The following is a 25,194-nucleotide window of genomic DNA, read 5'->3' as shown; positions in this document are numbered from 1 at the left end:
TTAATACCACCTATCTTGCCATTTTACTGTCGTATCAAACGTATTAGGCGGTTGAATAATCAATTCTGTGTGACCAGTTTCTACATTGAAATAGTCACTTCCAAATGTTTTTTCGTGAATGAATGGTTCGCCGTTAACCATTACTAAATTATTAGCCATATCTACCACAATATCATCACCACTTTTTATGATCATATCGTTTTCTCCAGGTGGCTTTTCTAATAATTCACGAATGTAACTACCTAATAAAAACACTGGCATAAAGTTATTAGTCCCGTTTTTAGCAGAATAAATCGAAACTGCACTTATTGGTCGATTATAGAAATCGCCTTTATCAGTAAATGTAACTTCATGTGTATCAAACGCAATCTTACGTAATGGATAAGGTATTTCTCTATACTTCCAAGTCTTAATCGTGAATTCCTTGCCAATACGTGTTAAGCGCATGTATACAACAAATTCATCCATACCATAAATCGTAGGATTATTTTTATAGTCATAAATCTTTTTAGGTTCGCCACTCTGATTATATAAACAAATAATTATTCGTCCTATTACTTGATTTGCATTAGGGTTAGTATATCCAATCGACGCAATTACGCGTCCATCAGTGTCATATAAATATTGCGTTGTTCGATTTGCGCCCTTACGTTTTTGATTCACTGCAATTTTAAATGTCACACTGAAGTTGTTGATTTGCTTACTAAAGCTACGTTTGTACATTGCACCTTGCCAACCCTCGCCATTAATACTTTCAGTGTTTAAATAAACACTTTCTTTACTTGTGGATTGTCCAAATGTACCACCAACTGCACCACCTGTATAATTATCATTTATATTATTAGAAGATTGCTTATTCCAACCACTTAATGTGCGTAACTCATCACCTAGAATTAAAGGAGAGTAATCTTTAACTTTATTATCCACATCATCATCACCAATCATAAAGTAATCTTCATCTTTTTTAGTGATCATAAAATAATTGGAATTTTTCAATGCCCTTGCTTCCACAACTATTGGTGTATCTGCAGTACCTGTATTAACAACACTTACTGCATCACTAATTGCAGTATTTTTAGTACCTTTTGCAGAATACTTGTAAGGATCAGTTAAAACCACTTTTAAATTAACCATATTAATATGGTTTTCAGTTTTGCTGAATAACTCAATAGGACCTTCAAAGTGTGCATTCCAGTACCATTCTTTTGATTTAAATTGTAATTTAACTGACTTATCGTAGTTAAAGAATTTAACCAACTCATTCAAAATGTCGTCGTGTGACTTCATGCCACTATGTGTTAAACGGTCATTACTGATAACTAGCGGTAATTCGAAATTGTATTCATTTAAACTACGACCTTGATAAACGCTACCAGGTCTGCCATCTACTTTTTCCGTTTTTATGGCAAAATTAAAAGAGGGTATTTTAAACCCTCTTTGCACAAACAACCACGGAAGTGTCTTATCATTAACTATTATTGTATCGTTCATTAAGCAAACACACCTCCTGCGTTAAATCTTTGTTTACGTGATGTGTCACGTTCTCTTTTATCTACGGTTTTGTTGATAAAATCACCTAAACCGAAGTTATCAATCACTGGTTCGTAATCCTTATTTGCGATTTCTTCGTTAGACCCAACCAATTTAATTAGTAAACCAATCATTGTGTCTAACTTTTTCTCTAAATAGCTATCGCCATTACCACCCACATTAGGGCTACTAAAGTGTTTAGGACGTTTATTCTTACTAATATCATTACTAGCCAAAGCAAGTAATTTAGCTGCGTCATCTGCACGGCTAGGGTCTGTAGGGATAATCCATTCAGGATAACCGTCGTCACCTAAATGATATAAGCCATTGTGGACGAGACCACCAGTTTTATATGCGTATGCTGCAGCACGATTAAAGCCACCCCAACCATATCTTCTAACGATATATTGTAATGCAGATATGCCTTGGTGCAGTGGATTATTAAAATTTGTGTAACCCGATTTAGCGTTAGCCATAAATGTCGGTTGAATCATTTGGAACAAGCCTTTTGAAGGTGTGCCACGTTGTGCATTAATATCCCAATTGTTAACCGCGTTTGGTTGGTAATTAGATTCACGCTTAGCAAGTCTCATCATCGCATCATGAATATATCGTGATTTATAACGACCACCTAACACATTTTGTGCTTGTCTAATAATGCGACTTGCATATGTTGCGCCACTACCTGATGGATAACCTTTACCACCACCAACATTTAATCTACCATTTGCTTTCGCTTTCCTTAAATATGGTTCAGGGTCGAAGTGTCGACCGTTTCGACGCATTTCAAAGTGCAAGTGTGGTCCTGTACTAAATCCAGTGTTACCAGTCAATCCAACAACATCACCTGGCTTAACAGTTGATCCTGATGGTGGTGACTTACTAAAGTCTTTTAAGTGAGCAAATAACATATCTATCGCACCACTTGTAATTTTTACATAGTTACCATAACCCCCACTCATAAACGGCATACGCGTCAACCTTCCACCCATCGGCGTACGTACAGTTTGATAAACAAAAGGAAAATCGACACCTTCATGGAATGGTCTACCTGTTGCTGCAGTATATGCTGCAGTGTGTCCGTAATGATAGTTAATTTTGTCAGGGTCTAAAATACCACCGACTAATTCACCACCAAGAGAATCGAAACCACTTTGCATCCAGTCAATGGCACCCTTTTTGATTTTATTGAAAGCGGCACGTGTGATGTCTCCAACTAATCCCATACCTTTTGTTATGGAATCAAAGTTGATGCCTAGGTTAGACAGTAACTTATTAAATAATTTAGCCGGGTCATCAATATAATCTAGGACATCACCAATTTTATCAGTAAGCCACTCGCCAGCGCCTCTAACTTTATCGCCGACCCAATCTTTGGCATTATTAAACCATGTACCAAGACTTAAGTGTGGAAGCGTGCCAGTAGATAACATCTGTTGTCGCATACTACCACTAATTACACGTGACCCTTTAGGCAAAAATGTAGTCGTGTCTTTGGCAGGTGTTAATGCCGTGCGTCCGTTTGGGTATTGGATTAATTCTCTTCTGCCATCAATACCTCTGCCGTTACCAGGACCTTTATCTCCCACGACTGCCATAGTACCGTGTTTAAGGCGTCCATCAGATGTCGTGCTTATATGTCGGTTAATGCGTTGTGTACCTGTGGATAATTTAGGTATTTTAGGTAAACTCAATTTAGAGCCTACCCAGTTTAAACCGTCAATTAATCCATTCAAACCTTTTTTAATGGCACTAACCATTCCACCAATATGACCTTTGATTTTATCTATAATATTTGCAAGCCCGTTTTTCATATTGTTAAACGTACGTTTTACAGCACCCCATAAATCACTTGCTATACCAGTAACTGCACGTTTAATTGAATCCCACTTATCAACTAGGAATGATTTAACGCGATTAAATATATTGCGTGTTCCGTCGAATAAATTGTACCAAGTACGTTTAACGCCGTCCCATAAAATCCTGACATATCTAACGACAGAATTTTTAATACTGGACCACACACTAGAAATCCATGCTCGTAAACTCGAAAAAATATTTTGTGTCGTGCGACTTAATGAATACCAAATATTTTTGACAATTTGATACGCGCCACTTGCCAATCTGTACATCGTTGATTTTATCGAACTCAAAATTGTAGTAATAATGCCTTTGACTAAATTGAAAATAAATATAGTTGCATTTTTAATGTTATTCCAACTATTGATTACTACATTAGCTATTGCACGTGCTACAGACATAACAGCAAATTTAATCAAATTCCAAGTATTAATAAATGCATTTTTGTATAAATTTAGTATGCCTTTAATGATTATAAGTAACCCGTTAAAAATTGCCGTAATTCCAGTCTTCCAAGCATTAATGATAAACATCGTCACAGATTTAATGGTATTCCACACACCAATGATGACATTTTTAATTGTGTTGAATATAGTGGTTATCACAGCTTTCCATATATTAAAGTAAGCTTTCATTAACGTCCACCATGTCTGAACGATGTACATTACGCCGGTTTTTAATCCATTCCATACTGCAATACCGAATGTTTTAATACCATTCCAAATAGTCAACAAACCATCTTTAATAGTATTCCATATTTTAATTACATTATTACGGAACGTCTCGTTATTCCTCCACAAATGGACAATTGCAGCAACTAATAAACCTACTGCAGTTATTACAAGACCAACGGGACCAGTCATAAATCGTATTGCTAAACCTAAACCACGTGTTACAAGTGCAGCCGTTTTAGTGACTAATGAATACTTACCAGTTAAGACTGTTTGTAATGCTATTTGTCCTTTTGCCACACCTAGAATAGTATTTAGAAAGCCAGTCGCTAACGCCCAACCTTTAGTAATAAAGCTTAACGTTTTAATGCTTGTCATCAACGGACCTATTACAGTCATTGCACTACCTATTGTAGACACCATTACACCTAGTGTTACAAGTAAAGGACCTATTGCAGCGGCTACTAAACCTAGACCGACAACTATCTTTTGCGTACCTTTAGGCATCTCATTTAATTTACTTGCTGCATGTGATACCCATTCCGCTAACTTTTTAATGTACGGTGCCATTACGTCACCTATACTAATCGCTAACGATTCAATAGCCGATTTCATTTGACGAAGTGAACCACCAATACCGCCTTCCATTTCTTTGGACATACGATTCGCAGCACCTTTAGAACCGTCAATTGACTTTGTTAACTTTTGATAATCTTCATCAGACGCATTAATAATTGCTAACGCACCACTCATGGCTTCTTTACCAAATATTGTGGATGCAGCATTCGCTTGTTGCTCTTTAGATAGATTTTTGAACTTACCACGTAATTGATCCATTACATCACGCATTGGTAACATGTTCCCGTTACTATCAGTAATAGATATACCTAACTCATCCATCTTCTTTTTCATGTCGCCTGTGGGCTTTGATAAGTTGGTAAACATTGTACGTAATGCAGTCCCGGCTTTTTCTCCTTTAATACCTGCATTAGACATCAAACCAATTGCTATGGATGTATCTTCCACAGTGTATCCTAAAGCCCCTGCTACTGGCGCTGCATATTTAAATGCTTCACCTAAACCACGTACATCAGTGTTAGCTTTAGAGCTTGTTTGTGCTAAGACATCGGCAAAGTGTCCGCTATCTTTCGCTTTCATTCCAAATGCAGTTAAACTGTCCGTTACAATGTCACTCACTTGTCCTAAATCTTCACCTGATGCTGCCGCTAACTGCATGACACCATCAATACCGCCTAGCATATCTTTAGTATCCCAACCGGCAAGCGCCATGTAGTTTAATGCATCGGCGGATTCACTGGCACTAAATTTTGTTTTAGCACCCATCTCAAGTGCTTTATCACGTAGTTGTTGGAATTCACTACCCGTAGCACCTGAAGTTGCTTTAACTTTACGCATTGAGTCATCGAAGTCTATACTCTTCTTAACTGCTGCACCAAACCCGGCAACAATTGGCGCACTTACATACATGCTCATGTTACGACCAACTGACTGCATTTTACTGCCAATTTCTTGCAAGCGTGGTCCCAACTCACTAAATTTATTACCAATCTTACCCATAGTCGTGTTTAAAACTTGTTGTTGACGCTCCAAAGCTTTCATTTCAGCTGTTGCTTCATTAAGTTCACGTTCGTATTTATTTAATTCGGCATAAGCTTCATTATATTTAGCAGCTGCTGCTTGTGTTTTAGCGCTATTCTCCCCAGTTTCTCTCGATAACTGGTCATAATTGTTTTTCAATTCTCTGACTTTTTGAGCTTGAATTTGTTGGCGTTTCGTTAATCCATCAACTTTCACTTTTGACTTTTCAAGCGATTGATCATAACGCCCAAACTTTGAAAGGTTGGCGCTCATTTCTCTTGAAACCATGCGCATTTGTCGATTCAATCCAGTAATACCACGATTAAACCCCGACCCGTCTAAATCAACTTTTATGACCATATTACCTGCTACTGTTGGCATCTAGTTTCCTCCTTTCTTCAAAAAATTAGCCGAACACTTGCGCAAAGCTAGTTGCTTTCTTCTTGTGTTCGACTCTCGAATTAACAATCTCTAAAAAGAAATGAATTGGCATGTTCGCCACTTTTTCAGGATCCATGCCTTCATCAATTAACTGCTTCGCAACTTTCATATAGTTGTTGTATCTACCTTCAGGTGTTAAGTCCTCAGGATTTATTTCTTCTGCTCGGTCACGAACTTTTTTGTGTCGTCCACATCTCCTGCGATCAGCTTTTCTAGCACTGTTACTAAAGTGTTCAGTCCTTCTGGACCCGCTGGAATACCTTTTTGTAATTCTTCAGATGTAAATTGATTATCGAATCCTTCAGCAACAAATGTCGTTACCTCATCTAGTACATCAAATTGCTGAGCGACTTGTTCTTGGTATTCTTCAATCTTAGCTTGGTACTCTTTTTGTTCAGTTTCGCTTAAATTCTCGAATTCTTCTTGTGATAATTCTTCAAAGTCTGGTTGTCTGAACGCTTTTGTTAATCGTGTTGACAATTTAGAACCTTGAATAGTGTCAAATAGTGACAAACTTGGTTTAGCCAAATACTTTTTAGTCTGTGGCTTACCCGCCTTTGTATAACCTGTAATTAGTTCGATTGAAGTTCTTGCCATTATAAATTCCTACTTTCATTTTTTATTTTTGCGCAAAAATAAAAGAGGGGTGGTTGCCCCTCTTAAATTACATTTCGAAATTACTTGTTACTTCTACATTAATTGTGTCTGATTGGTCACCAGAAGTAGCGGTTACAACACCTCTACCGACTTCATTTGCAGTCACTAAACCTTCAGGTGTAACTTCGATATACTCTTCACCTTCAGTAACTTTATATGTTACGGGTTGTCCTAGTGGTTCAGTTGTAGCTGATAACTGTTCAGTTTCACCTTGTTTAATTGTTGTTGACGGTTTAGAAAGAGATACACGCGTTACCTCTTTCTTACTCGTCTTTCCCGGCATCGCTTTTTTATCCTCTTCCATTTCAAATTCTTGGTCGAGGTCTTTGATAAACTCATCGAATGTTTTACCAAAAGTTTCAGTAAATACATAATCACGTCCTGCATTAGCGCCTTTTTTGTCGAAGCCAGTTACATGTGATGACTCATCGTATAAACGATCTACGAATGAACCTTCTACTTCATCGTTTTGGAATTCAACTTTATCTTGTTTTGTTTGTCCTGATAAGTTTGGACGCGTGAATTTACCTTTGAATAAACCTACCCATTCAGATGATCCATCATGGTTAGTACGTTCGAATACAACCGCCACATCAGGTGGGATGTCATTAGCACCATATTTAAAGCCGTTTTTACCTTTTTTAGCCCCTGCTAAGAATGCCTTTTGTTCTGCAGGAATTGATACAAATGTTGTTTTAACTGATAACTTACCATTCGATACTGCAGTCGCAGCGACCATATTATCGCCGTATTCTTCTTCAACTTCTTGTGGACGGTCAACTTCGATTTCTTTTAAAAATCGTGTACGGTGTCCACTTTCTACTTCAAATTTTTCTCCGTCATCTGTTTTAATCGGCGCCCAGTAGAAATTAGTAACACCGATAGCAATGCCCGAAACACCTTTAGTTTCTGCAAAGTGCTGCAAATTCAACTTTAATTTTTCCATTTATAATCCTCCTAAAATAATAGAGAACCTGACGCACGTATGATTTCTCTAAAAGTTAGAGTTTCAACTTCGTACATAGGTTCTCTGTAATATGATTTAAAATTTAATTGCTTTAGATTCTCCACAATTGCTTCTGCTTGCTCATGTGGTTCATCTGTTGACCACCAAATATCAATTTGAAAGTCATATTCTCTCGTAAACTCTTCGTTATCCGCATATTCATCAGGATTATACGGCAACGGGGTAATCCTAACGATGGGTTGATTCGTCGATTCATGAAAATTTTCAGGAACCTCGTATTTAAAAATATTATCCTCAACCGTGATACGCTTTTCGGCAATGAGTTTCTTGTAAATAATATCAGTCACATTCATTTCATCACCCTTTTCATAGCGGTAAGCATAGCTTTATACACCAGCTTACTACCGTCTTTCTCTGTTTTAGTCATCCACAATTGAGGACGTTGATACATAGTGCCAAATTCAGTTGCGTGAATACGGTGTGAATAGCCTTTTGTATATCCTATAAGCACATACTTTTCATTTGAATCACGGTCAGTTCGAATGTTCGACACAGCGATGTTGTCCTTGGCATGTCTTTTGTTCTTACTGACTGGCGTGTTACGCTTAAGCAAAGGTGTAAGTGCCATTGCACCGGCTTTTAATACACGATTTTGTGACGAATTAAATTCTAATCGCTTTCTAACTAACCCTTGTTCGATGTCATTTTTTTCAATCTTAGCACCCATTAGAAAACCACCTCGCAATAAACACGCACATAAGACTTATCTTCATAGTCCTTTTTAACGTATTTGATTTGGTATTTATCCCCATCATGTATTACATAATGCTTATTGTTTGGCTTATAGTCTCCTCGTGGATCGCGTATGATGATAGTTTTAATGAATTGTGAACTTGTGGTTAGGCTTGTCTGCATATCTGATTCTCTCGCATCTTGAATACATGCATAACAGCTGTATAGCTCCTCTGTCATTGGCTTTTGTGGTAGACCATTGATTGATTTACTGGTGTCATGGCAAAAAGTGACACGTTCGTTTAACCTATTCGAATTGAATTTCATACGCTGACCGCAACTTATGCACAACACTTAATACCATGTGTGGTGCATAGTTAAGGTTCCTTTCTGAAAAAGCCAAACGATTTTCAAAGTAATAAGCAGTGAGTGGGTATACTGCAGTTCTAAATAATGTTTGCTCCTCTAACCAAGCCATATCGTCAGTAACCGCACTTGCTATATCCTCTTTTGCCCATTCGTAATACATCTCCAGTAAATCATCTTCTGAATTGTGGTCTATTTTGCAATGTTTCTTTAATAGCTGTAAATCACTCACTGCTATCACCTACTTAACATCGATACGTTCTAAAATACCGTTTTGTGGTGTTCCGTTTTTATTAACTTCATTGGCGCGTTTTACCGTCATATCAACTTCGTCGCCTACTCTTAACACCTTTTGTAATTCTTTATCAATATAAGCCGTTTTCACTTTATATTTTGCCACTTTCAATCACCTCTATAGTGTTTCCATATGGTCTTCTTCTGGCAGTTGGCTATCATCATATTCAATGACAATAGCTGATTTATAATCTAAAATACGGCAATCTTGACGTACTGCAACCATTAAGCACTCACCAAAATGCATGTAGTCTGTCCATGACGCTTGGTATTGGGAACGGTCAAATAACACGATAGCGTCTTTTAAGTTACCAATGATTAATTTGTTAGCGCCTTTTTCACCGAGCATTTCATCAGGCAAGATTTCCACTTTAGCACCTAATAAACGTTGTTGCGTTTTCTCTTTAACGTCAGGTTGGATTAAGTAGTTACCTAATTTGTCTTTCATTTTGTTTAATTTCGCAAACATCGTTTGAGACACAATCGCTACATTATGCTCGTAGTTAGGTTTCACATTTAAGTTCACAGCGTCTTTAATGTCGTCTAAAGATTTCGCTTTCTTAGTTTCTAATTTAGCGCCCTCTTTTTCAAAACCTGAAGTAGTTGATCCAGTTGAACCTTTATTAATTACATCAATAATCGCTTTGTTACGTGTAGCTGCAATCGTACGTGCCATCCATAACTTCAATTCTTGTAACACGTTAACTTTCGCATCTTCAATTGCTTCACGAGAGATACGGAAGTAACCACGGTGTGTGTCGATGTCGTATGCTAATTGGAAGAATGGTTTAACCGCTAATTCAGGGTTTTCTTCTAATTCTTCTACCTTTTCAAGCGCTGCAACTTCTGATTGACGTACAACCGGGTATTTACCTGAACCGTTCGTTACACGCTTAACAGTGACATATTTATCAAGGTTAAACTCAACCTCTTTTAATTTGAGAATGTCAGTTACAATTTCTTCCGGAATAACTACAAAGCCTGAATCCGTTTTTAAAGAGCCACCCTTAATGTCTTCGCGTGTCTCAAGATAATTAGTAAAATCACCTACTTCTTGTGATGTCACTTTAGTATCCTGAATTGAAACGCCTAACTCATTTAAGTTTGGTGCTTGACGGTATGCACGTGTTGGTTCAACTACAACTGGTTGTGCGTCTGTTTCTTCAGTATTGTCTTTCTCTTGTAATTTCTTTAACTCTGCTTCTTTTTCTTGAATTTGAGAACGTAGATCAGCGATTTCCTTTTCCAAAGTTTCTGCTTTCTCTAACTCATCATTGTTTAATGCACGCGTTGCGAATCCGATTTTTAAATCAATACTACGTTTTAAATCCGATATTTCGGAAAGTAATATATCTTTTTTATTCATTAATATTCCTCCTAAATTTTACATAAAAAATAGACGTCGCTTTTTAGCACGTCCAATGGTTGTATTTGTTAATGGTGTCCAACTTCACCAAGCTTATTTGTAATTGAATGTTTTTTAAGTTTTAACTCTAACACTTTTTTGCGTTTTTCATTTTCAATGTTTTCAATACTACGTAATGCCGGTTTAACATCCGTATCTTTGTATGCCGGATAGGTCACCACAGATACATCTGTCAGCTCACGTATCGCTTTTAAAGTACGTTTGTAGATGTTTTCTTGTTGGTCAAAACGCATTTCATCACCTTGCTCATCAAGCATAAAACCAAACGAACATTGATTGATGTTACCTACACGCATATTCTCGTACAAGTCACGTGCAAACGTTGTATTCGGTAATTTACAACGGTATTTCAACCCAATATCATCAGTCTCCAGTTCTAATGTTCCCGATTTCGTTCTGCCGATAATTTGCGACGGTACATGATCTACTAAGCAACGTACATCAGACAAATCAGTGTTTTCTAAAGCGCTACGTGAAATTGTTTCTTTAAAACCACCTAAATTTTCCGACCATGTGTCGAATTTCAAAGCGTAACCTTCAATGACCATTTCATTATCATCATTCGAACGGACTTCTGTGATATTTCCGATTCTCGTTTCCTTTGCCATCTTCCTCACCACCTTTCAATTTGTTATCAGTACCACGTGATTTATTCATTTGGTACTCATCAACAAGCGCAATATTCACGTGGTTGAGGTCAACACGATGGATACTACCGTAACCACCAGGTATAGGCGGTAATCCATCACGTTTACGGACTTCATCAATGTTTGTTTTCCCCGAATCGATATTAATTTTATCGATTTCAGCTTGTGTCTTTTCATCAACCACACGTATTTCAGTGGTGTCGAATTTAAATTCACAAACTTTATCTGTGTATTCGTCGTTAAATTTAAAATTTAATTCTGCACAAACACATGTAATGTAAGGTTTTAACGTTGAAAGGTAGTCAAGATTTGCGTCTGTAATGCTCATATTCGTTGTTTCGATACCGAATTTATGCAACGGTATACCAAATACACCGGCAATCTCACGTGTGGACGATTTATTCTCACGAATTAACTTTAACACTTCAGTGTCGACTTCTAACTGGTCGAATGTCATCGATTCATCAAGCACAACCACTTTACCGGCTTGTTTAGTACCGCTGAATGCTTTGTGGAATTCTTCTCTTGCACGGTTTCTTGCTTTTTTATCGTTTAAGACGCCTTTCATCTTAAGTATTCCGCCTGCATGCGTGCCATTACGTAAGAAGTTGTTTAAAAAGTCCTTACCATTGTTATCAGAATCAATAGTCTTGCTCAGTGTATCAAGTAACGACAATCCATGAATCCCGTCTAATGAATAGAATTTAATGTCTAACATATCTTCATATTTAATATCTCGCCTAATAAACTTACCGTTATCATCAGTACGTTCATGTGAATAATAAGGACGTCCCATTCGGTCAGATTTTAATTCTACTTCTGAAGTTTTTCTAAAAGTTAAACTAACCGGATTACCCAACTTATCACGTGTGATTTCAACGTAACCATGAGATGTTAATAAAGCATTGGCAAATACAACCAATTTAAAAATATAGCCGTTATACAGTGAATTTGGTCTTGTATTTAATAGATTGACAATCTTATTGCTATAATCAATCTGGCCGTTAACGTTTAATCTAATCGGCATACGTGCTAAATCAGACGCAATCATCATTACTGCTGTAAAAATGTCACTGTGCTTAATGGCATCTATAGGCGTATACTGCCTTAAATTAGTACCCTGAAAACCAGGTAACGTCTGAACCATCATTTGTAGATCATCTTCGTTATACTGTAAATCTCTATTTTCGTTTCTTAAGAAGATACCCACTTAATCACCTCCTCTCCCGTGATTCGTTGTCAATGATTAACGCAATAACCACTAGGAAAACGCCTGTGTTAGCTAGTCCTAACTCAACTCCAAATGCTAAGTAAGTTGCGGTATTCATTATGATTAAACCTAATAAAAAAAGGATGCTAACAATGTTAACAACCAATAGTTTTAACGGTATTAAAAGTTTGTTTAATTTCATCATCGCACCTCCTTTAAAATCCGAATTCTTCATTTTCATATATTGATGACCAATCCACCTCGAATTCATGCATACTCGCTTCACTAAAAGCAGTTATGACAGAGATGATGGGGTCAATCTTTTGTCGATTCATCTTCTTGTTAATCTTAACGTTGTCCTCTCCGTCGTAAATTAAAACAGCGTTATTTACGGCAATGGTTAATAGGTTATTACCAAAATGTTTAATCGTCTTTTCAGCAACCCATACTCGAAATTGCTTAATAGGCTGTGAAAGACTTCTGAAACTTTGCCCAACTTCAATTAGTGGCCAATCAATTACCATGGATTCTAGTGTGGTCACAAATGACTGTGCATTCCATGGATCATAACACAATGCTTTTACGTTTAATTGATACTCTTCCACAACGTCGAATATATACTCAATAACACGCTTATAATCAATCATGCCACTCTCAGATGTTGTCACTTCTGCCTCACCTGTATTAATTAATTTATCATAATTAATCTTGTCACGTTTCGACTTCTGTTCGAGCGTGGTCCTTAATCCAATAAACGAATGGCTGTCAATTAACATATCACCATCATCTGTTGGGAATATAAACCCTACAGAAGTTAAGTCGTCAAGTCTTGATAAATCGACACCGATATAAACGTCTTTGCCGTACAAACTATAATCATCACGATTCACTTCGATTGATTCCCATTCATTAATATTGATTAAGCTATCTTCTTTGTTCGCTTGCCAAAGGTTAAAGTTTTTAATCAAAATCTTATGAAATGACGTACCTTTTTCTAATTCATCTTGAATATCCGCTTTAATATTTCTCAGTATTGTGTCTCTATGTTCTTCAGACTCTAAAAGCGGCATTGCCTTAATCCACAGTGATTCGTCATTCACTTCATCTTCTGAATCCATTTCTGCACAATAAACAAAGTAATTATCCGCTTTAACTTCGCCTGATAAAATTTTAGAGATGTATTTATATTCCTGGTACATTTGACTGTTCAAGTTGTCCCCTGCCGTTGAAATTAAGAGAGTGAGTGGATTCTTCTGTAACGTCATACCCGTTTTAAATCTTGAATACATTTCATCGTCTGGCATGCTTGCTAGCTCGTCCAGTATAGCCACTGTTGGGTCTTTACCATCAACTGCATCTGGATTGTTAGAAAGTGGCTCAAACACGCTCTCTGACGTTATATGGGCAAGGTCTGTTTTACGTACTTCTGTTGATTTACGTATCAAATCACTTTTATTACGTAACAACTTGATTTGTTGACTTGCCATCTTAAATATTGTTTTAGCTTGCTTGTAAGTTGATGATGATACATATATTTGTCGGTTGTATTTCGGGTATTGACCAAATAACAATTCATTTAGCGACATTCCTGACACAACTAGCGATTTACCTTGTTTACGTGCCATACTTACATATCCTTTAGTAAAGCGTCTAAAGCCTCCATCACGGCGCCAACCGTAAATACTACCAACAATAAACTTTTGGAATAGCATTAATGGCATGGGTTCGTTCGTTTTAGGATCAGGTAACATCTCAATAAATTTTATTGCTTTATTTGCTTTTTCAACATCCCAATAACAATCTTCGGGTGGGTGTTTTAAATCATTCAAATGACGTTCAGCCACTTTAAAATTCTTCTTACTTACAAGAATCTCACCTTTGACTACTTTTTGAGCATAAATTGTTGTGTAATCTAACATCAATCGTCACTCACAAACTCTTTGAATGGGTCATCATCCTCTTTTTCTTCAGACACAACAATGCGTAATCGGCTATCAATTGTTAATCCTAGTGTGTTAGCTACTTGTTGCATTCTTATACCCGATTTCTCTTTAGCAGTAAAAGCAGGATTTACTTTAGATTCTCCATTCGCTCCTTCAATAACAACGCCACCTGTTGCCTCCAAATGCAGACTTGCTCTTACAAAATCACTGTAAAAACTGCAATATTGTGAGAGTTGTGCTTTATCCAAGTTTGATATAGGCAATTCTTGCATGTATGGCAATATTCTTAGGTATTCTTCTTTCGCGATATCATCTAAAAAGTCTGGTGGATGCGAATCTATTTTTGAAAATTTGTTTAATTGCGCTTCTTGGCGTTCTTTTTCAACTATCTCTTCTTTAGTGTAATTCTTCTTCGAATTATGCAGAAGTTTTCGGGGTCTACCTGCCATTTTTAGCACCTCCATCATCATTTTAGTACCTAGTATTAAAATTTAGGGAAATCTTTAAGAAGAAGAGTGGGCCTCGTTCTTCGTCGCCTTCCTCACTGCCCCCGTTCTTTAATGTGGGGGACTTCCTTTTGCTCTCTTTTCGTTTTTTGATTGTGACATTCGTAACACAATGGCTGTAAGTTTTCTTTTTCCAGCCGTTTCGACCAATCAACTTTCGTCGGGATAATATGGTCAACCATTTGTGCTTGTCGTCCACATGATCTACAAATATAATCATTCTCCATCAACACAATTTCACGCATTCTCTGCCACTGCCTAGACTTATAAAAACGTAAGTATTCAGGGTCATTCCGTCGTCTTACATCGTTATATTTATCATTTACATATGGTTTATGCTTATCACAGTATGTTTGATTAAATGATATAAGTGCATTGCATGTAGGATGATTGCAACGTCTCATTACTCCCATCCAATCACCTTCCTATGTCTTTGATGTCAACCACAACATCTTTAGTTTGGTTTGCAATCAATACTTGATTACCGATGATGTCATGCACAATGTACTTGTCTTTGTTATAAGTAACTGCATCACCTTTATTAATAACCTTGTGTAAGTCAGGTTGATACGTATTTACATTCAGTCCTGCCACAGTATCTAGCGTTACATTATTAAGCGATGTCATACATGTAATATGTTCTAGTGCATCACCTAGTAACATCGTCACTGTGTCATTGTCATCGTTGTCTACTAACTGACCTACCACAGATACTAATGACAGTAGATGTTTATTGTAGTCAGTGGGTTGTTTCATGGATTGATACTTATTTAATTCCATAGTTCACCTCATAATAAAAAGACACTGCAAATGGGGGTGCAGTGCCTTAAGGACTAAAGGATGTATATATAGTATGACTAGAACGTTATTGTTCCTAAGTTGATTATAATAAATAATGTTAAGAAAATATAATTTACTGCAAAGTCTGCAATCTCTGCATTTTCTGCATATTAATCATGAATGCGTTGCGCTTCATCATAAATATTGATTATCGTGGTAATGCGATTATAAATATTCCTTTCACTAATATTTAATAACCTTTCAATAGTCTTAATCTTTTCTCCTCGTTTAACTAACTGTAAGATGTGGTAGTTCTTATCATTAGTCACATATCGTTCATACTTGTCCACAAATTCTAGTTCATCTATAAGTTTCTGTGAGTGGCGCATGTCTCTATCGTTTTGAATTACTCTCACTAACACCTTATCTCCAGTACCACCCTGTGCTTTTGGCATAGCTGACTCAATACCATAATGTCCAGTTGATGTACTATCGTATTCATAAATCTTATTCTCAAGTAAGTTACATCGCCAACTATATCCTAGAATTAACTGTCGTATTTCGTCTTTACTGTACATGCATGTCCTCCAATCTAAAATTAAACATCAAAGTTTTTTTCTATTTAGCCACAATTTAATCTTTTCTATTATGGTCATCCTATCAACTTTAAAGTGTTTTCTAAATTCCTCATGAAACTTATCAAGATAAAAGTTATATTCATTTATCTTTCTTTGATACTCAGTAGTTATGAAACTATCTACTCTGATATATTCTTTTCTATCTTCCATGTTATTTATTATATTTTTTAAATAGGATATGTCTTTTTCGTATTCTGACACTATATTTGTAGTTTCAATCACAAATGAATTGCGAAAGAATATTTGATTGATACTAAATTCATTCCTAAAGTCCGTTTTAAAATCTTCCATAACCTTAACTCTGTTAGATAAATTAATCATCTGCCTGAAAGCAATAATATCTCTATACGCTTTTTGACTTGCCTTATCTAATCCTTTGTATATATTAGCATCAAAAAAATCTAAAAATTCTTTCTGATCTACTGGAATGACATAAGCGCCTATCATCATCTTTGCTTTTTTAAAGCAATCCAAATATATTGGATATATTTTTTCTAAATTTATTTGCTTACGTTGAAGGTTAGAATCCACAAAAAATCTAACTACTTCTTTAATCGAATACAAAAGTACGCCCCCAGCAAGAGTATAAACACCACTTAACAATTCTTGACTCACTTTATTCACCTCTAATTAAATTTTCTATAAAAGAATCTATTAGCTTATAAATACCATACATGCAAAATGCATATAAGAAAATATTTTCTACGTTTGTAAAAAAAGATGATAAGAATAAAGCGAATATCATTATTAATATGTCAGTTAAAAATCTCATACTATCACTCCTTTAAAATAACGTTGCTTGCCTGCCGCCTAACACATCTTTGACAAACGGCTCACTATCTGCAAAGAACTCGTACATCTCGTCAATAGAATTAAAGTATTCCGTATGACTATCCGCCATAAACACTTCTAGCGTCTCTACAGTGCCGTCGTCAAACTCGTGTACGTATATTAAATTAGAGGCGCCACCTTTTTCATAGTGGTTAGCTAGTTTGATTAATTGTTTATCACTAACGTATTTAAATCGTTTAATCACGATGTAGCACCTCCTTTACCTTTTCTAATATGTCTTTACTACAAGTCGTCGGATTTGATGAATGTTCCATTTCTTGTTTCGCCTGTTCTGTCTTTAATCTCGTCATACGCATATTGTAAACACTCCTCTAATGTCCAGCCGTGCTATTGTGCCAATATTATTAATGTAACCACTGTGTCGCCTATGCCGTCTTTAAGTTCATCTATACAGTTACGTGACATAGCTTTTGCAATTTCTCCCGATTCCTCCCACACTTTCAGCGCTTGTCTGTCAGGATTTCCATTGTGTAATCCTTTATCAATGCTCCATTGTTCAACTTTTTCGATTAATTGATTCATTTATTTGTCCTCCTTAGTGAGATTAAGCACTCTAATTTCGTATAACACATTTACAATAAAAATTGCCGTGACAAAAGCTAAGCCTTTTACCCCTTCAAATTTAGTAACCGAGATAAACAGCACCATCACAATCAGCATAAAAACCAAACTACAAATCCTACCTACATACTTGTTGTTGAATCGATGATTAAGGAAATATTCCGTTAACACACAAACAACAACAGTAAATATAAGCGTCCATGCAGTCATTTACTCGTCCTCCTCATTCCATTTACTACCTTCCTTAACTAAACCACGTACAGTCAATTCATGACTTAGTCTAAATTCGTTATCGCCATCTTGATACCACACATCAGCTAGATATCTACCGAAAGCATCGGCTTGATACGTCTGCACGTACACGTCCTTACCTAGCACAGTTTGAGTAGTAAATGCTTTAGCCTCGTTGTAATTAACTTGCCCACGTTCTGGCGTATCCACCCCCAGCAATCTAACCTTACGTACCGTATGCGTATGGAAACCTAGATCAATGCGCATCTCTAAAGTATCCCCATCAATCACACGTAATACACGCGCTTTGAAAATATATAGTTTATTGTTTAAGGTCATTTACGTTCGCCCTTTCTAAATCGTGTAATAGATTGTGGAATTCTTGTGTGCCATCGTATTTGTCCATCTCTATTAATTCTGCACGTTTTAAATTACACTTTCTTATCAATTCTTTTTTGCCACTCAGATTAGCGTTTGCATACATCGATACAAAAAGTTTCATCTGCCTTCCTTTCCAATCCTGCCATATGTGTTTATAATCAATCTTTACCATTCTTAATCCTCCTACATATCGAATATGCTAATCTGACTGCCTAACTCTTCTGCATACATCAAATTATGAATAGCCTTATATTCGTTAAATTCTGCGTAAGTGAAGAAGTCGTCCACATGGCTATAATGTGATTGAGGAAACCCACGCATGTTATAGCCTCCGTCAGTTTCACGTACAATCATTACTTTTTCTTCGCCTGCATTATATAAGTGGAATGTGTTCATCAATAAATAACCTCCCAATCATCATCGTCAGTTATGTTGTAATACCATGCATTGTCTAACTCTATTTGTGCCATTTCTTTGCCTTTAAAGTTGTAGTAAAGTTCTGTTACTTTACCTTCGTAAGGCTTTTCTTGCTCGCTGTCTGTATAAAACGCGACATGATCATCAATGTTTAAATCTCTGATTTTCATTTAAATCACCTACACTAATTGTTGACGCCCATAACAATCAATCTTGTATGCGCCGATTCTGATATTCTTATGCAAATGTCTACCGTATCGAGTCAATCCATGTTTTTGAGGTGTCCCATTGAATAAGTGTGGCTTTTCTTCTCTCAATTTTTCATCTTTAAACTTGCTTATTCTGTTTTGGCGCACCAAGTCTTGAAATTTATCTTCACTATTCGCAATAGCTTCATACATTAATTCTTCTGCCGATAATCTAGGTGGTGTTGTTAAAGTCTTTTCTAAACTCCACCCCAAGCCAAACCTTCTTTTTATTGAATGAAGATTTATCCCCTTGTCCATAGCTTCTTTGACTCTTGTATAAGGCACCCGTATTTGTTCGTCACTATTATCTTTTTTGAGTAGTAATACAATTCTATGCTCATGATCAGGCACAAATGTTTTTTGTAGTTGAGTTGCCTCATCTAAAGTCCAATTATGATTCAATCTATGTGCTACAGTTTTGAAAGTCATATTATTAAACTTTATATCTTCTACGTTTTTATCGTTTAATACAAACACACCTTGAGCCGTGTTTAATGTGCGCTTCTCTATTAAAAGTTGCTCTCTTGTTTTTTTAGCCATTGTCTTTCTCCTCTAGTTCATTAATTACTAATACTGTTCGTGCAGTATCTGAATATTTTTTGAATGTTCTGATTTCTACAATTTGATTATCATCTTTCCACAATTTTTCATTGCCTGCGTCTAACACTGTTTTTAATAAATTATCTAAGTCAGGTTTAGTCCTCTTGTAACTTCCTATCATCGTAGAAAGTAACTTCTTCGACCAACTTTTAAGTGGTGGAAAGTAGAATTCAATAGTTAGCTTTAACTGATTCTCACTTTGAAGATTCGGCATTTGTTCTGCTATAAAATTTTTATGATGCGAATATGTTGTTGGCATGTAAGTTTGTACAAAGCCTCCAGCTCTTCTAAATCGAGGTCTAGGCGACCCCATTGGTTTATCTAAATTATTTTTATCTGTGTAAAATATTTCTATTCGAGTTTCTTTCATTAATCCACCTCATATAACGTCATAGCCTTACGTCTCTTGCGTTCTGAATACTTTTGTATAAATAGGTCATACAAGTATTCTTCATCGCCTTGTGCGCTTTCTATGAGCTTATTTGCGTATACTTCTGAACAATGGAGGTGGCTAATGATGTATTGTTTATCTATCAAAAGTTAATACCTCTCATTCTGTAATCTTCGCCATTCATGTTTATAGGTGTTGTATTCTTCATCATGCGACTAAATATCTTGGCTAGATCCTTATTTTGTATTAATTCTTTACTACTGTTATTTGTCGTTATAATGTTGTGTTTGCCTGTACGTGATTCCATCACTTCAAACATCTTTTGAATTCCAAAATTACTTAATGCTGTTCCGTAATCATCTAGTACAAGCAAATCTACATCTGCAATAATTTGGTCTAAATCTCTTTCGGTTAGGGCTGTATTTTTGTTATACGTGCTTTTATACGTTGTAATAAGTTGAGGTACGTTCATGTACAATACTGAATGACCTTTTTCTCTTACTCTTTTGATAGTTGCCATCGATAAATGACTCTTACCAGTGCCGTAACTACCATATAAAAGAATTGATTGTTTATTATCTAACCTAAAGTTATTAGCGTATCGTTCTAACAGCGCTTTTGCTTTTTCTAATGTCGGACTTGTCGGTACATAATTATCAAATGTTGCGTCTGCTAGATCATCGTTAATAATTGATTTGTTGAATATAGCGTTCGCTTTATTACGTTGTTGCTTCTTTTTAAAGTCCTCTGTCTTTTGTTTAGCAAGTGCTATCATGTTGCAGTCACACCCGTCTTTAATCACTTGACCGTTATCAAATTCGTAGTAATCGTAATCTCTGCCACACTTATCACAATGCAGCCCCATTTCTTGTTTGATTACTTTGTTTTTAAAGCCTGCTTGGTTAGCTAACTTTTCAAAGGGATTCATCTAAAACACCCCTTCATATTGTTTCCTCCAATCCTCATCTACTGCGTTTGATTGTTGTTGGTTAAGGTAACCTTCAAACTTAGTGCCGAACAACGTTTCAGGACGTAAGTACTTCTCCATATCCGTACCTTTCCATTCGGCTACTTTGTTATCAATAACCTTCTTAAAGTCGTCTAGGTTAAATCCTTCATCTGATCTAGCACGTATTACCGTTTGATTCTTTTTAGTAGTTGATTTGTAGTGCTTACCTGTTTGTTGATTAAGGTAGTCAATAACATTTCGGTAAGGATATGAGGTCGGGTCTCCCGACAATATATCTATTCTATTTATATTATTAATACTTGTATTATTATTACTTGTATTATTCTCTTTGACATTTGCGTCAATAGGGGTATTGACAGAATTATCAATAGGGGTATTGATTTTTGCGTCAATAGGTACTGACGATTGCGTCAATGGGTACATTTTTCTTTGTTTGATTTCATTACCTTCTCGAATGATTTCGATGTGTAAGTAACCGAATTTAGTAAGTTTAGATATTCTTCGGGATATAGTTTCTTTGACTACGTCATACAACTTCGCAAAGTAACCGTTGCTTGCTGTGCAGTATCCATACTTATTGCTTAATGATGTGATTTCTGCGAATAACAACTTTTCACTATCTGTAAGGCGGTTATCGTATCTAACGTTAGCTGTAATGATTGAGTAGTAACTTGGCTGATCAGTCATTTACATTCTCCTTTCTGGTATAATTTTTTTGAATGCTTTTGCATCAGATTGGGGGTGATAAAATGTATATCGATCCATTAAAAAATGTCAGAGGCGTACTGAACGAACGAATATCTTCATTACAGAGTGCAGTAGATATTGCTATGAAACCTACAAGAGAAACTTTATGTTCGATAAAACAAACTGGTATTTACAATCAACTTCAATTGTTCGAAAGCATGAATAATGATTGGAACAGGACGTTTATGAACCTAAAATTAGAAACAGTCAATAATGCCCTTTTGTTTAATAAGAACTTATTTTCTAATAAAGTTCTTAATGATTTCATAGAATCGACTACTATTTCTAAAAACGAAGTTCTGAAAATGTCTAATGCTCTCAGAAATTTTTCTGTCGATGTTGTCTCTACTTCGGCTTTTACTGAACCCGTCAATTCTTCCCATCCAGTAAATATTGAACAAGATGAAAGCGATAATAATAGAAGTAATTGGATGTTCTATGTGAACCATATTTATACCTCCTCGTCGAATTTTATTACTGTTATAAACGGTGGAATAAGTGGTGGGGCAACATTGGATTTTTTATCCAGATTGGCATATGGCCAACCGATTAATGGCCCGTTTTATATTTGGGTTTTATTCTTCACTTATTTTTTTCATCTTTTAACTAACAAACCCGAAGAGTAGCAGCCCTAGCATTCCTAATCTCCTCCGCCAAGATGACGATTAGGAGTGCTATTTTTATAACTTGTAATCTATTCAATTTCGTTTCTCTCCTTTCAACATTTTATTCAACCTATCGTCCACATCCACCCAACTGTCGTGTAGGTGGTATTTGTCGTTAAAACTGTCCATTCCAATGTCGTGCTGCTCTCGATGATGTTGCGGACATAAAGCTAATACTTTGTTATCCGTATGGTTTATTTTGCGTCTATTGCGCCCTCTGCCTACTGCATGATAATGTGCAAGTTCAGCGTGAGGTTTACCGCAGATAACGCAATTACGATTGACTGTTGACCAGTAGAGGAATGACTTATCTTGTTTAAGTAAGTCACTTGTCTTGTAATTGAGTGGCACGTCATTGTGAAACACCCAATCCAGTATCACTTCGATTATTTGATTTGCTTGTGTACGTGTGCAGTTGCTTAATGAAATGCGTTCATCATATCCCTGATAGGTTCTTACATACTCGATGAACATATGCCTCATATAATCCATAGGCTGCCCCGTATACTCTTCTATATCTTTGACTAAAGCGAATATCTTACGACGTTGTTTGCCAGTGATAGAATTTGGATCTATCACTGTGCAATCAACATCAATAGGTTGGTTTAAATATAATAGTTCGATAGCTTGTTCAGGTATTTCTACATCAGTAACAACCACTGTGTAATTACCTTTGTGATTCTTTTGATACTTAACGATTTGTGACATTTAATCACAACCTAGAAAGGTAAATCTTCGTCAGAAATATCAATTGGTCCGTTTGCATTTGCGAATGGATTATCACTTGTTACTGAGCCATTGGATACATTACCTGTTTGCACTTGACCCTTATTATCTGAATCGTTTTTTTCATTTTCTTTGATGCCAATTTTTTCGTATACTGGCGTTCCTTCAAATTTCCAAAATCTTTTTAATACTGTATTCCATTTATCTGTATATTCGTTGTACTTTCGTTCTAATTCAATATTGATAGGTTTTCCGATAATATCTTTGTCAGTGAAGCTGAATTGGCCGTTGTTATCTTGAATGCCAACAGATTTCAAAAATGTATACAACCAGTTTTTAGCAAAATCATTTGAAGTATCACCGTTTGCATAATGAGTGAATTCTCCTTCTTCTTTATGCGCAAAAGTAATTGCGATTTGTGGGTGTCCGTTTTTACTTTCTTTGTTTTCGAAACCTTTAATTTTCACACTGTATGATCCTGGTTGAATATAGTTACCTAACTCTTGAGCGCCTTGTAAATTTAAATTGAATTTCATAATTACCGTCCTTTTACTTTTTATTAGTTTCCATTTCTAATTGCATCTACTAACATTGATAATGATGCGTTTTCGAATTTTTTATTATTAAGCGTTACTGATGGCGAATGTCTTACTTTTGTTTCGTAATCTTCTGATGGTTCAACACTAAATATCCACCTAGTAGACCTTTCTCCATCTATGAGATCTGTTTCTGTATAAGTTCTTGCCAGTACGTCTGATTGGCTTATTACAGCATCCCTGATTGAATCTTGCGCTTTAATAGTTACTGAAGGGTTAAACAACGTTCCGTCTTCTCTTTTATCTGAACTGTTGCCTTCATGCCCTGTGATAGCAAAGTGAAATTTGTACTCCTGTTGTAACTTACTTATAAACCGGTACATGCTGATTATTCTTGTTGCTACTTCTCCCCAATCTGTAAATTGAGGCTTACGCGTCTTACCCTTCATCACTTGGTCTAATGTAATATCACGCAGTTTTTGAACAGTTTCTATCACTACAATGTCAATAGGTCGTTCATTTGCTCTTGCTTGAGTCAAAATGTCTGGTAGAGATTGAATTATTTTTGCTAAATGATTGAAATTTCGAATCGATACGCCTAATCCTTTTTCAACCACTGTAGTTCCATCCTCGTTTATATCGAGTACCAATGCGTTGTTTTCTCTAGTAAGTGATGTTGTCTTCCCAGTACCAGGACGACCATACACTACAAATTTGTAATACTTTTCTTTGTTTTGTTTTGAAAGATCTTGTATATCTAATTTATTTAGAATATCGTGTTGTTCGACCATCTATAATTCCACCCTTTCAATTTCATCAGTTTCAGTGTGCGTGTGTTTATAAACGTCATGTGTTGCTGTATCGATTAGCACATTTTCCATTCCATCGAATTTACGTGCATCACGTTTATCTGTTGAGTACTTGATGTTAGGGTTTGCGTCTGTTGGACGGTTCGTTACATAAATGTCTAAATCTTTGTGCTTATAAAAGTAAGTAACTACTTTACTCATCGAAACCCTCCTAACAGTTGATTCATAATGTGGTCATATTCATCTACGTTTTGTTCAATCCATGTACGCGCATCTTGCGTTAAAAGGTCAGTAGCACTGTTCATACCAGATAAATCACTTATTTTGATTTCACTGACCGTATTATCGTCACGATCTTGAATTGTTACATCGACTCCGAATTTAGTTTTGGCTACGTACATATAAAATTTGAATCCATCTATCGTGATTGTTTTCGAAAATTCTTGTCCTATTTCGTAATACATTTGCGTTTTCCTCCTTATTTGATATAATGAGGTCGGAATCTAACGTAGTACTCCGACCTTGACTGTTTGCTAGCCCACACTAGCATTCAGTCTTTTTTTGTGTAATCTCATCCAAAAACACACACATTGTATATTGTTAATATTTGAAATCTTGATATAATGTACTTAGATATTTCGCACAATATCAATCACTGACTGTTTGTTGGATTCCCCCTACATCCAGTCTTTTTTTATGCACTAATTACATACTTTGATGCATAATAAGTAGTTGTCATTGTGATTATTGATACGAATATCGTTGTGGTGAAATAAGCCTCGAACGCGAAAGG

General features: G+C 36.1%; 35 protein-coding genes and 1 pseudogene. 1 reads left to right on the top strand and 35 read right to left on the bottom strand.

Annotated features, from left to right (window positions below):
• The 30 genes and pseudogenes from GJE18_RS03990 to GJE18_RS03845 all read right to left on the bottom strand — a co-directional run bounded on the left by GJE18_RS03990 (position 1) and on the right by GJE18_RS03845 (position 21,605).
• Entirely contained in the window at positions 1-1,491 is a 1,491-nt protein-coding gene (locus GJE18_RS03990; RefSeq protein ID WP_107368720.1) for a phage distal tail protein, read from the bottom strand.
• Complete coding sequence (locus GJE18_RS03985; protein ID WP_107368721.1) at positions 1,491-6,041, bottom strand: phage tail tape measure protein; 4,551 nt, start codon at positions 6,039-6,041, stop codon at positions 1,491-1,493. The genes GJE18_RS03990 and GJE18_RS03985 overlap by 1 nt, the downstream gene beginning before the upstream one ends.
• Before the next feature lie 25 nt (positions 6,042-6,066).
• On the bottom strand, positions 6,067-6,210 hold the full coding sequence (gene gpGT / locus GJE18_RS03980; protein WP_164671807.1) for a phage tail assembly chaperone GT: 144 nt from the start codon (positions 6,208-6,210) through the stop codon (positions 6,067-6,069).
• A 41-nt stretch (positions 6,211-6,251) separates the two neighbouring features.
• On the bottom strand, positions 6,252-6,698 hold the full coding sequence (gene gpG, locus GJE18_RS03975) for a phage tail assembly chaperone G (protein WP_037568160.1): 447 nt from the start codon (positions 6,696-6,698) through the stop codon (positions 6,252-6,254).
• A 67-nt stretch (positions 6,699-6,765) separates the two neighbouring features.
• Positions 6,766-7,704: a major tail protein gene (locus GJE18_RS03970; RefSeq protein WP_107368722.1), complete on the bottom strand. Its 939-nt coding sequence runs from the start codon at positions 7,702-7,704 to the stop codon at positions 6,766-6,768.
• An 11-nt stretch (positions 7,705-7,715) separates the two neighbouring features.
• Complete coding sequence (locus GJE18_RS03965) at positions 7,716-8,078, bottom strand: DUF806 family protein (RefSeq protein ID WP_107368723.1); 363 nt, start codon at positions 8,076-8,078, stop codon at positions 7,716-7,718.
• On the bottom strand, positions 8,075-8,452 hold the full coding sequence (locus GJE18_RS03960) for an HK97-gp10 family putative phage morphogenesis protein (RefSeq protein ID WP_107368724.1): 378 nt from the start codon (positions 8,450-8,452) through the stop codon (positions 8,075-8,077). The genes GJE18_RS03965 and GJE18_RS03960 overlap by 4 nt, the downstream gene beginning before the upstream one ends.
• Positions 8,452-8,784 (bottom strand): phage head completion protein, encoded by a 333-nt coding sequence (locus GJE18_RS03955; RefSeq protein WP_107368725.1) that lies wholly within the window; start codon positions 8,782-8,784, stop codon positions 8,452-8,454. Before GJE18_RS03955 ends, GJE18_RS03960 begins: the two co-directional genes overlap by 1 nt.
• Positions 8,765-9,055 (bottom strand): head-tail connector protein, encoded by a 291-nt coding sequence (locus tag GJE18_RS03950; protein ID WP_107368726.1) that lies wholly within the window; start codon positions 9,053-9,055, stop codon positions 8,765-8,767. Before GJE18_RS03950 ends, GJE18_RS03955 begins: the two co-directional genes overlap by 20 nt.
• Positions 9,056-9,064: 9 nt before the next feature.
• Positions 9,065-9,223, bottom strand: coding sequence for a hypothetical protein (locus GJE18_RS03945; RefSeq protein WP_164671795.1), 159 nt, complete (start codon positions 9,221-9,223; stop codon positions 9,065-9,067).
• 12 nt (positions 9,224-9,235) lie between these two features.
• On the bottom strand, positions 9,236-10,483 hold the full coding sequence (locus tag GJE18_RS03940; RefSeq protein WP_165886084.1) for a phage major capsid protein: 1,248 nt from the start codon (positions 10,481-10,483) through the stop codon (positions 9,236-9,238).
• 68 nt (positions 10,484-10,551) lie between these two features.
• Positions 10,552-11,151 carry an HK97 family phage prohead protease gene (locus GJE18_RS03935; protein WP_107368728.1) on the bottom strand — a complete coding sequence of 200 codons (600 nt, stop codon included), beginning with the start codon at positions 11,149-11,151 and terminating at the stop codon, positions 10,552-10,554.
• Positions 11,102-12,400 carry a phage portal protein gene (locus GJE18_RS03930; RefSeq protein ID WP_198648127.1) on the bottom strand — a complete coding sequence of 433 codons (1,299 nt, stop codon included), beginning with the start codon at positions 12,398-12,400 and terminating at the stop codon, positions 11,102-11,104. The genes GJE18_RS03935 and GJE18_RS03930 overlap by 50 nt, the downstream gene beginning before the upstream one ends.
• Before the next feature lie 215 nt (positions 12,401-12,615).
• A complete protein-coding gene (locus GJE18_RS03925; protein WP_105995230.1) occupies positions 12,616-14,319 on the bottom strand; it encodes a terminase large subunit in 1,704 nt (567 codons plus the stop codon).
• Positions 14,319-14,792 carry a phage terminase small subunit P27 family gene (locus GJE18_RS03920; protein ID WP_105995231.1) on the bottom strand — a complete coding sequence of 158 codons (474 nt, stop codon included), beginning with the start codon at positions 14,790-14,792 and terminating at the stop codon, positions 14,319-14,321. The genes GJE18_RS03925 and GJE18_RS03920 overlap by 1 nt, the downstream gene beginning before the upstream one ends.
• Before the next feature lie 92 nt (positions 14,793-14,884).
• On the bottom strand, positions 14,885-15,262 hold the full coding sequence (locus GJE18_RS12310) for an HNH endonuclease (RefSeq protein WP_107368729.1): 378 nt from the start codon (positions 15,260-15,262) through the stop codon (positions 14,885-14,887).
• 4 nt (positions 15,263-15,266) lie between these two features.
• The gene (locus GJE18_RS03910; RefSeq protein WP_107368730.1) at positions 15,267-15,629 is read right to left on the bottom strand and encodes a hypothetical protein; all 363 of its coding nucleotides are present in this window, start codon (positions 15,627-15,629) and stop codon (positions 15,267-15,269) included.
• A 170-nt stretch (positions 15,630-15,799) separates the two neighbouring features.
• On the bottom strand, positions 15,800-16,207 hold the full coding sequence (locus GJE18_RS03905; RefSeq protein WP_107368731.1) for a hypothetical protein: 408 nt from the start codon (positions 16,205-16,207) through the stop codon (positions 15,800-15,802).
• 27 nt (positions 16,208-16,234) lie between these two features.
• A complete protein-coding gene (locus GJE18_RS03900; protein ID WP_107368732.1) occupies positions 16,235-16,882 on the bottom strand; it encodes a hypothetical protein in 648 nt (215 codons plus the stop codon).
• Positions 16,883-17,051: 169 nt separating this feature from the next.
• A complete protein-coding gene (locus GJE18_RS03895; protein ID WP_107368733.1) occupies positions 17,052-17,303 on the bottom strand; it encodes a hypothetical protein in 252 nt (83 codons plus the stop codon).
• A gap of 38 nt (positions 17,304-17,341) precedes the next feature.
• Positions 17,342-17,641 (bottom strand): annotated as a pseudogene (locus tag GJE18_RS03890) (MazG-like family protein).
• Entirely contained in the window at positions 17,642-17,890 is a 249-nt protein-coding gene (locus GJE18_RS03885) for a hypothetical protein (protein ID WP_107368734.1), read from the bottom strand.
• Complete coding sequence (locus GJE18_RS03880; RefSeq protein WP_107368735.1) at positions 17,891-18,250, bottom strand: thermonuclease family protein; 360 nt, start codon at positions 18,248-18,250, stop codon at positions 17,891-17,893. It lies immediately after the preceding gene.
• The gene (locus GJE18_RS03875) at positions 18,234-18,464 is read right to left on the bottom strand and encodes a hypothetical protein (protein ID WP_107368736.1); all 231 of its coding nucleotides are present in this window, start codon (positions 18,462-18,464) and stop codon (positions 18,234-18,236) included. The genes GJE18_RS03880 and GJE18_RS03875 overlap by 17 nt, the downstream gene beginning before the upstream one ends.
• A gap of 11 nt (positions 18,465-18,475) precedes the next feature.
• The gene (locus GJE18_RS03870; RefSeq protein WP_107368737.1) at positions 18,476-18,688 is read right to left on the bottom strand and encodes a DUF3269 family protein; all 213 of its coding nucleotides are present in this window, start codon (positions 18,686-18,688) and stop codon (positions 18,476-18,478) included.
• Positions 18,688-18,879, bottom strand: a complete 192-nt coding sequence (locus GJE18_RS03865; RefSeq protein WP_107368738.1) for a hypothetical protein — start codon at positions 18,877-18,879, stop codon at positions 18,688-18,690. The genes GJE18_RS03870 and GJE18_RS03865 overlap by 1 nt, the downstream gene beginning before the upstream one ends.
• A 9-nt stretch (positions 18,880-18,888) precedes the next feature.
• Entirely contained in the window at positions 18,889-19,497 is a 609-nt protein-coding gene (locus GJE18_RS03860) for an SA1788 family PVL leukocidin-associated protein (protein WP_107368739.1), read from the bottom strand.
• The gene (locus GJE18_RS03855; protein ID WP_107371099.1) at positions 19,490-19,927 is read right to left on the bottom strand and encodes a RusA family crossover junction endodeoxyribonuclease; all 438 of its coding nucleotides are present in this window, start codon (positions 19,925-19,927) and stop codon (positions 19,490-19,492) included. The genes GJE18_RS03860 and GJE18_RS03855 overlap by 8 nt, the downstream gene beginning before the upstream one ends.
• A gap of 163 nt (positions 19,928-20,090) precedes the next feature.
• Complete coding sequence (locus tag GJE18_RS03850) at positions 20,091-20,876, bottom strand: ATP-binding protein (RefSeq protein ID WP_107368741.1); 786 nt, start codon at positions 20,874-20,876, stop codon at positions 20,091-20,093.
• Positions 20,877-21,605 (bottom strand): conserved phage C-terminal domain-containing protein, encoded by a 729-nt coding sequence (locus GJE18_RS03845; RefSeq protein WP_107368742.1) that lies wholly within the window; start codon positions 21,603-21,605, stop codon positions 20,877-20,879.
• A gap of 62 nt (positions 21,606-21,667) precedes the next feature.
• Between GJE18_RS03845 and GJE18_RS03840 the strand changes: the two genes are divergently transcribed.
• Positions 21,668-22,291, top strand: coding sequence for a hypothetical protein (locus GJE18_RS03840; RefSeq protein WP_157950716.1), 624 nt, complete (start codon positions 21,668-21,670; stop codon positions 22,289-22,291).
• Between the two features lie 72 nt (positions 22,292-22,363).
• Here the strand turns inward: GJE18_RS03840 and GJE18_RS03835 are convergent, their stop codons facing one another.
• From GJE18_RS03835 to GJE18_RS03815, 5 genes are read right to left on the bottom strand one after another with little or no spacing between them, the layout of a single operon-like run.
• Entirely contained in the window at positions 22,364-23,038 is a 675-nt protein-coding gene (locus GJE18_RS03835; RefSeq protein WP_107368744.1) for a putative HNHc nuclease, read from the bottom strand.
• An 11-nt stretch (positions 23,039-23,049) separates the two neighbouring features.
• Positions 23,050-23,592 (bottom strand): single stranded DNA-binding domain-containing protein, encoded by a 543-nt coding sequence (locus GJE18_RS03830; RefSeq protein ID WP_107368745.1) that lies wholly within the window; start codon positions 23,590-23,592, stop codon positions 23,050-23,052.
• 23 nt (positions 23,593-23,615) lie between these two features.
• Positions 23,616-24,383: an AAA family ATPase gene (locus GJE18_RS03825; protein ID WP_107368746.1), complete on the bottom strand. Its 768-nt coding sequence runs from the start codon at positions 24,381-24,383 to the stop codon at positions 23,616-23,618.
• Complete coding sequence (locus tag GJE18_RS03820) at positions 24,384-24,602, bottom strand: DUF2483 family protein (RefSeq protein WP_107363742.1); 219 nt, start codon at positions 24,600-24,602, stop codon at positions 24,384-24,386. It lies immediately after the preceding gene.
• A complete protein-coding gene (locus GJE18_RS03815) occupies positions 24,599-24,865 on the bottom strand; it encodes a DUF1108 family protein (RefSeq protein ID WP_107368747.1) in 267 nt (88 codons plus the stop codon). Before GJE18_RS03815 ends, GJE18_RS03820 begins: the two co-directional genes overlap by 4 nt.
• Between the last annotated feature and the right edge of the window lie 329 nt (positions 24,866-25,194).

It is taken from the genome of Staphylococcus agnetis, assembly GCF_011466855.1.
Lineage (GTDB): Bacteria > Bacillota > Bacilli > Staphylococcales > Staphylococcaceae > Staphylococcus > Staphylococcus agnetis.
The sequence above is the reverse complement of the archived record's forward strand: the minus strand, read 5'-3'. Positions and strand labels throughout refer to the sequence as shown.

Coding starts and splice junctions, on each gene's coding strand:
- GJE18_RS03990 (WP_107368720.1), bottom strand. CDS start 1,491: ATGAACGATACAATAATAGTTAATGATAAGACACTTCCGTGGTTGTTT.
- GJE18_RS03985 (WP_107368721.1), bottom strand. CDS start 6,041: ATGCCAACAGTAGCAGGTAATATGGTCATAAAAGTTGATTTAGACGGG.
- gpGT (WP_164671807.1), bottom strand. CDS start 6,210: ATGAAAGTTGCGAAGCAGTTAATTGATGAAGGCATGGATCCTGAAAAA.
- gpG (WP_037568160.1), bottom strand. CDS start 6,698: ATGGCAAGAACTTCAATCGAACTAATTACAGGTTATACAAAGGCGGGT.
- GJE18_RS03970 (WP_107368722.1), bottom strand. CDS start 7,704: ATGGAAAAATTAAAGTTGAATTTGCAGCACTTTGCAGAAACTAAAGGT.
- GJE18_RS03965 (WP_107368723.1), bottom strand. CDS start 8,078: ATGAATGTGACTGATATTATTTACAAGAAACTCATTGCCGAAAAGCGT.
- GJE18_RS03960 (WP_107368724.1), bottom strand. CDS start 8,452: ATGGGTGCTAAGATTGAAAAAAATGACATCGAACAAGGGTTAGTTAGA.
- GJE18_RS03955 (WP_107368725.1), bottom strand. CDS start 8,784: ATGAAATTCAATTCGAATAGGTTAAACGAACGTGTCACTTTTTGCCAT.
- GJE18_RS03940 (WP_165886084.1), bottom strand. CDS start 10,483: ATGAATAAAAAAGATATATTACTTTCCGAAATATCGGATTTAAAACGT.
- GJE18_RS03935 (WP_107368728.1), bottom strand. CDS start 11,151: ATGGCAAAGGAAACGAGAATCGGAAATATCACAGAAGTCCGTTCGAAT.
- GJE18_RS03925 (WP_105995230.1), bottom strand. CDS start 14,319: ATGTTAGATTACACAACAATTTATGCTCAAAAAGTAGTCAAAGGTGAG.
- GJE18_RS03920 (WP_105995231.1), bottom strand. CDS start 14,792: ATGGCAGGTAGACCCCGAAAACTTCTGCATAATTCGAAGAAGAATTAC.
- GJE18_RS12310 (WP_107368729.1), bottom strand. CDS start 15,262: ATGGGAGTAATGAGACGTTGCAATCATCCTACATGCAATGCACTTATA.
- GJE18_RS03910 (WP_107368730.1), bottom strand. CDS start 15,629: ATGGAATTAAATAAGTATCAATCCATGAAACAACCCACTGACTACAAT.
- GJE18_RS03905 (WP_107368731.1), bottom strand. CDS start 16,207: ATGTACAGTAAAGACGAAATACGACAGTTAATTCTAGGATATAGTTGG.
- GJE18_RS03885 (WP_107368734.1), bottom strand. CDS start 17,890: ATGACTGCATGGACGCTTATATTTACTGTTGTTGTTTGTGTGTTAACG.
- GJE18_RS03880 (WP_107368735.1), bottom strand. CDS start 18,250: ATGACCTTAAACAATAAACTATATATTTTCAAAGCGCGTGTATTACGT.
- GJE18_RS03875 (WP_107368736.1), bottom strand. CDS start 18,464: ATGGTAAAGATTGATTATAAACACATATGGCAGGATTGGAAAGGAAGG.
- GJE18_RS03870 (WP_107368737.1), bottom strand. CDS start 18,688: ATGAACACATTCCACTTATATAATGCAGGCGAAGAAAAAGTAATGATT.
- GJE18_RS03865 (WP_107368738.1), bottom strand. CDS start 18,879: ATGAAAATCAGAGATTTAAACATTGATGATCATGTCGCGTTTTATACA.
- GJE18_RS03860 (WP_107368739.1), bottom strand. CDS start 19,497: ATGGCTAAAAAAACAAGAGAGCAACTTTTAATAGAGAAGCGCACATTA.
- GJE18_RS03855 (WP_107371099.1), bottom strand. CDS start 19,927: ATGAAAGAAACTCGAATAGAAATATTTTACACAGATAAAAATAATTTA.
- GJE18_RS03850 (WP_107368741.1), bottom strand. CDS start 20,876: ATGAATCCCTTTGAAAAGTTAGCTAACCAAGCAGGCTTTAAAAACAAA.
- GJE18_RS03845 (WP_107368742.1), bottom strand. CDS start 21,605: ATGACTGATCAGCCAAGTTACTACTCAATCATTACAGCTAACGTTAGA.
- GJE18_RS03840 (WP_157950716.1), top strand. CDS start 21,668: ATGTATATCGATCCATTAAAAAATGTCAGAGGCGTACTGAACGAACGA.
- GJE18_RS03835 (WP_107368744.1), bottom strand. CDS start 23,038: ATGTCACAAATCGTTAAGTATCAAAAGAATCACAAAGGTAATTACACA.
- GJE18_RS03830 (WP_107368745.1), bottom strand. CDS start 23,592: ATGAAATTCAATTTAAATTTACAAGGCGCTCAAGAGTTAGGTAACTAT.
- GJE18_RS03825 (WP_107368746.1), bottom strand. CDS start 24,383: ATGGTCGAACAACACGATATTCTAAATAAATTAGATATACAAGATCTT.
- GJE18_RS03820 (WP_107363742.1), bottom strand. CDS start 24,602: ATGAGTAAAGTAGTTACTTACTTTTATAAGCACAAAGATTTAGACATT.
- GJE18_RS03815 (WP_107368747.1), bottom strand. CDS start 24,865: ATGTATTACGAAATAGGACAAGAATTTTCGAAAACAATCACGATAGAT.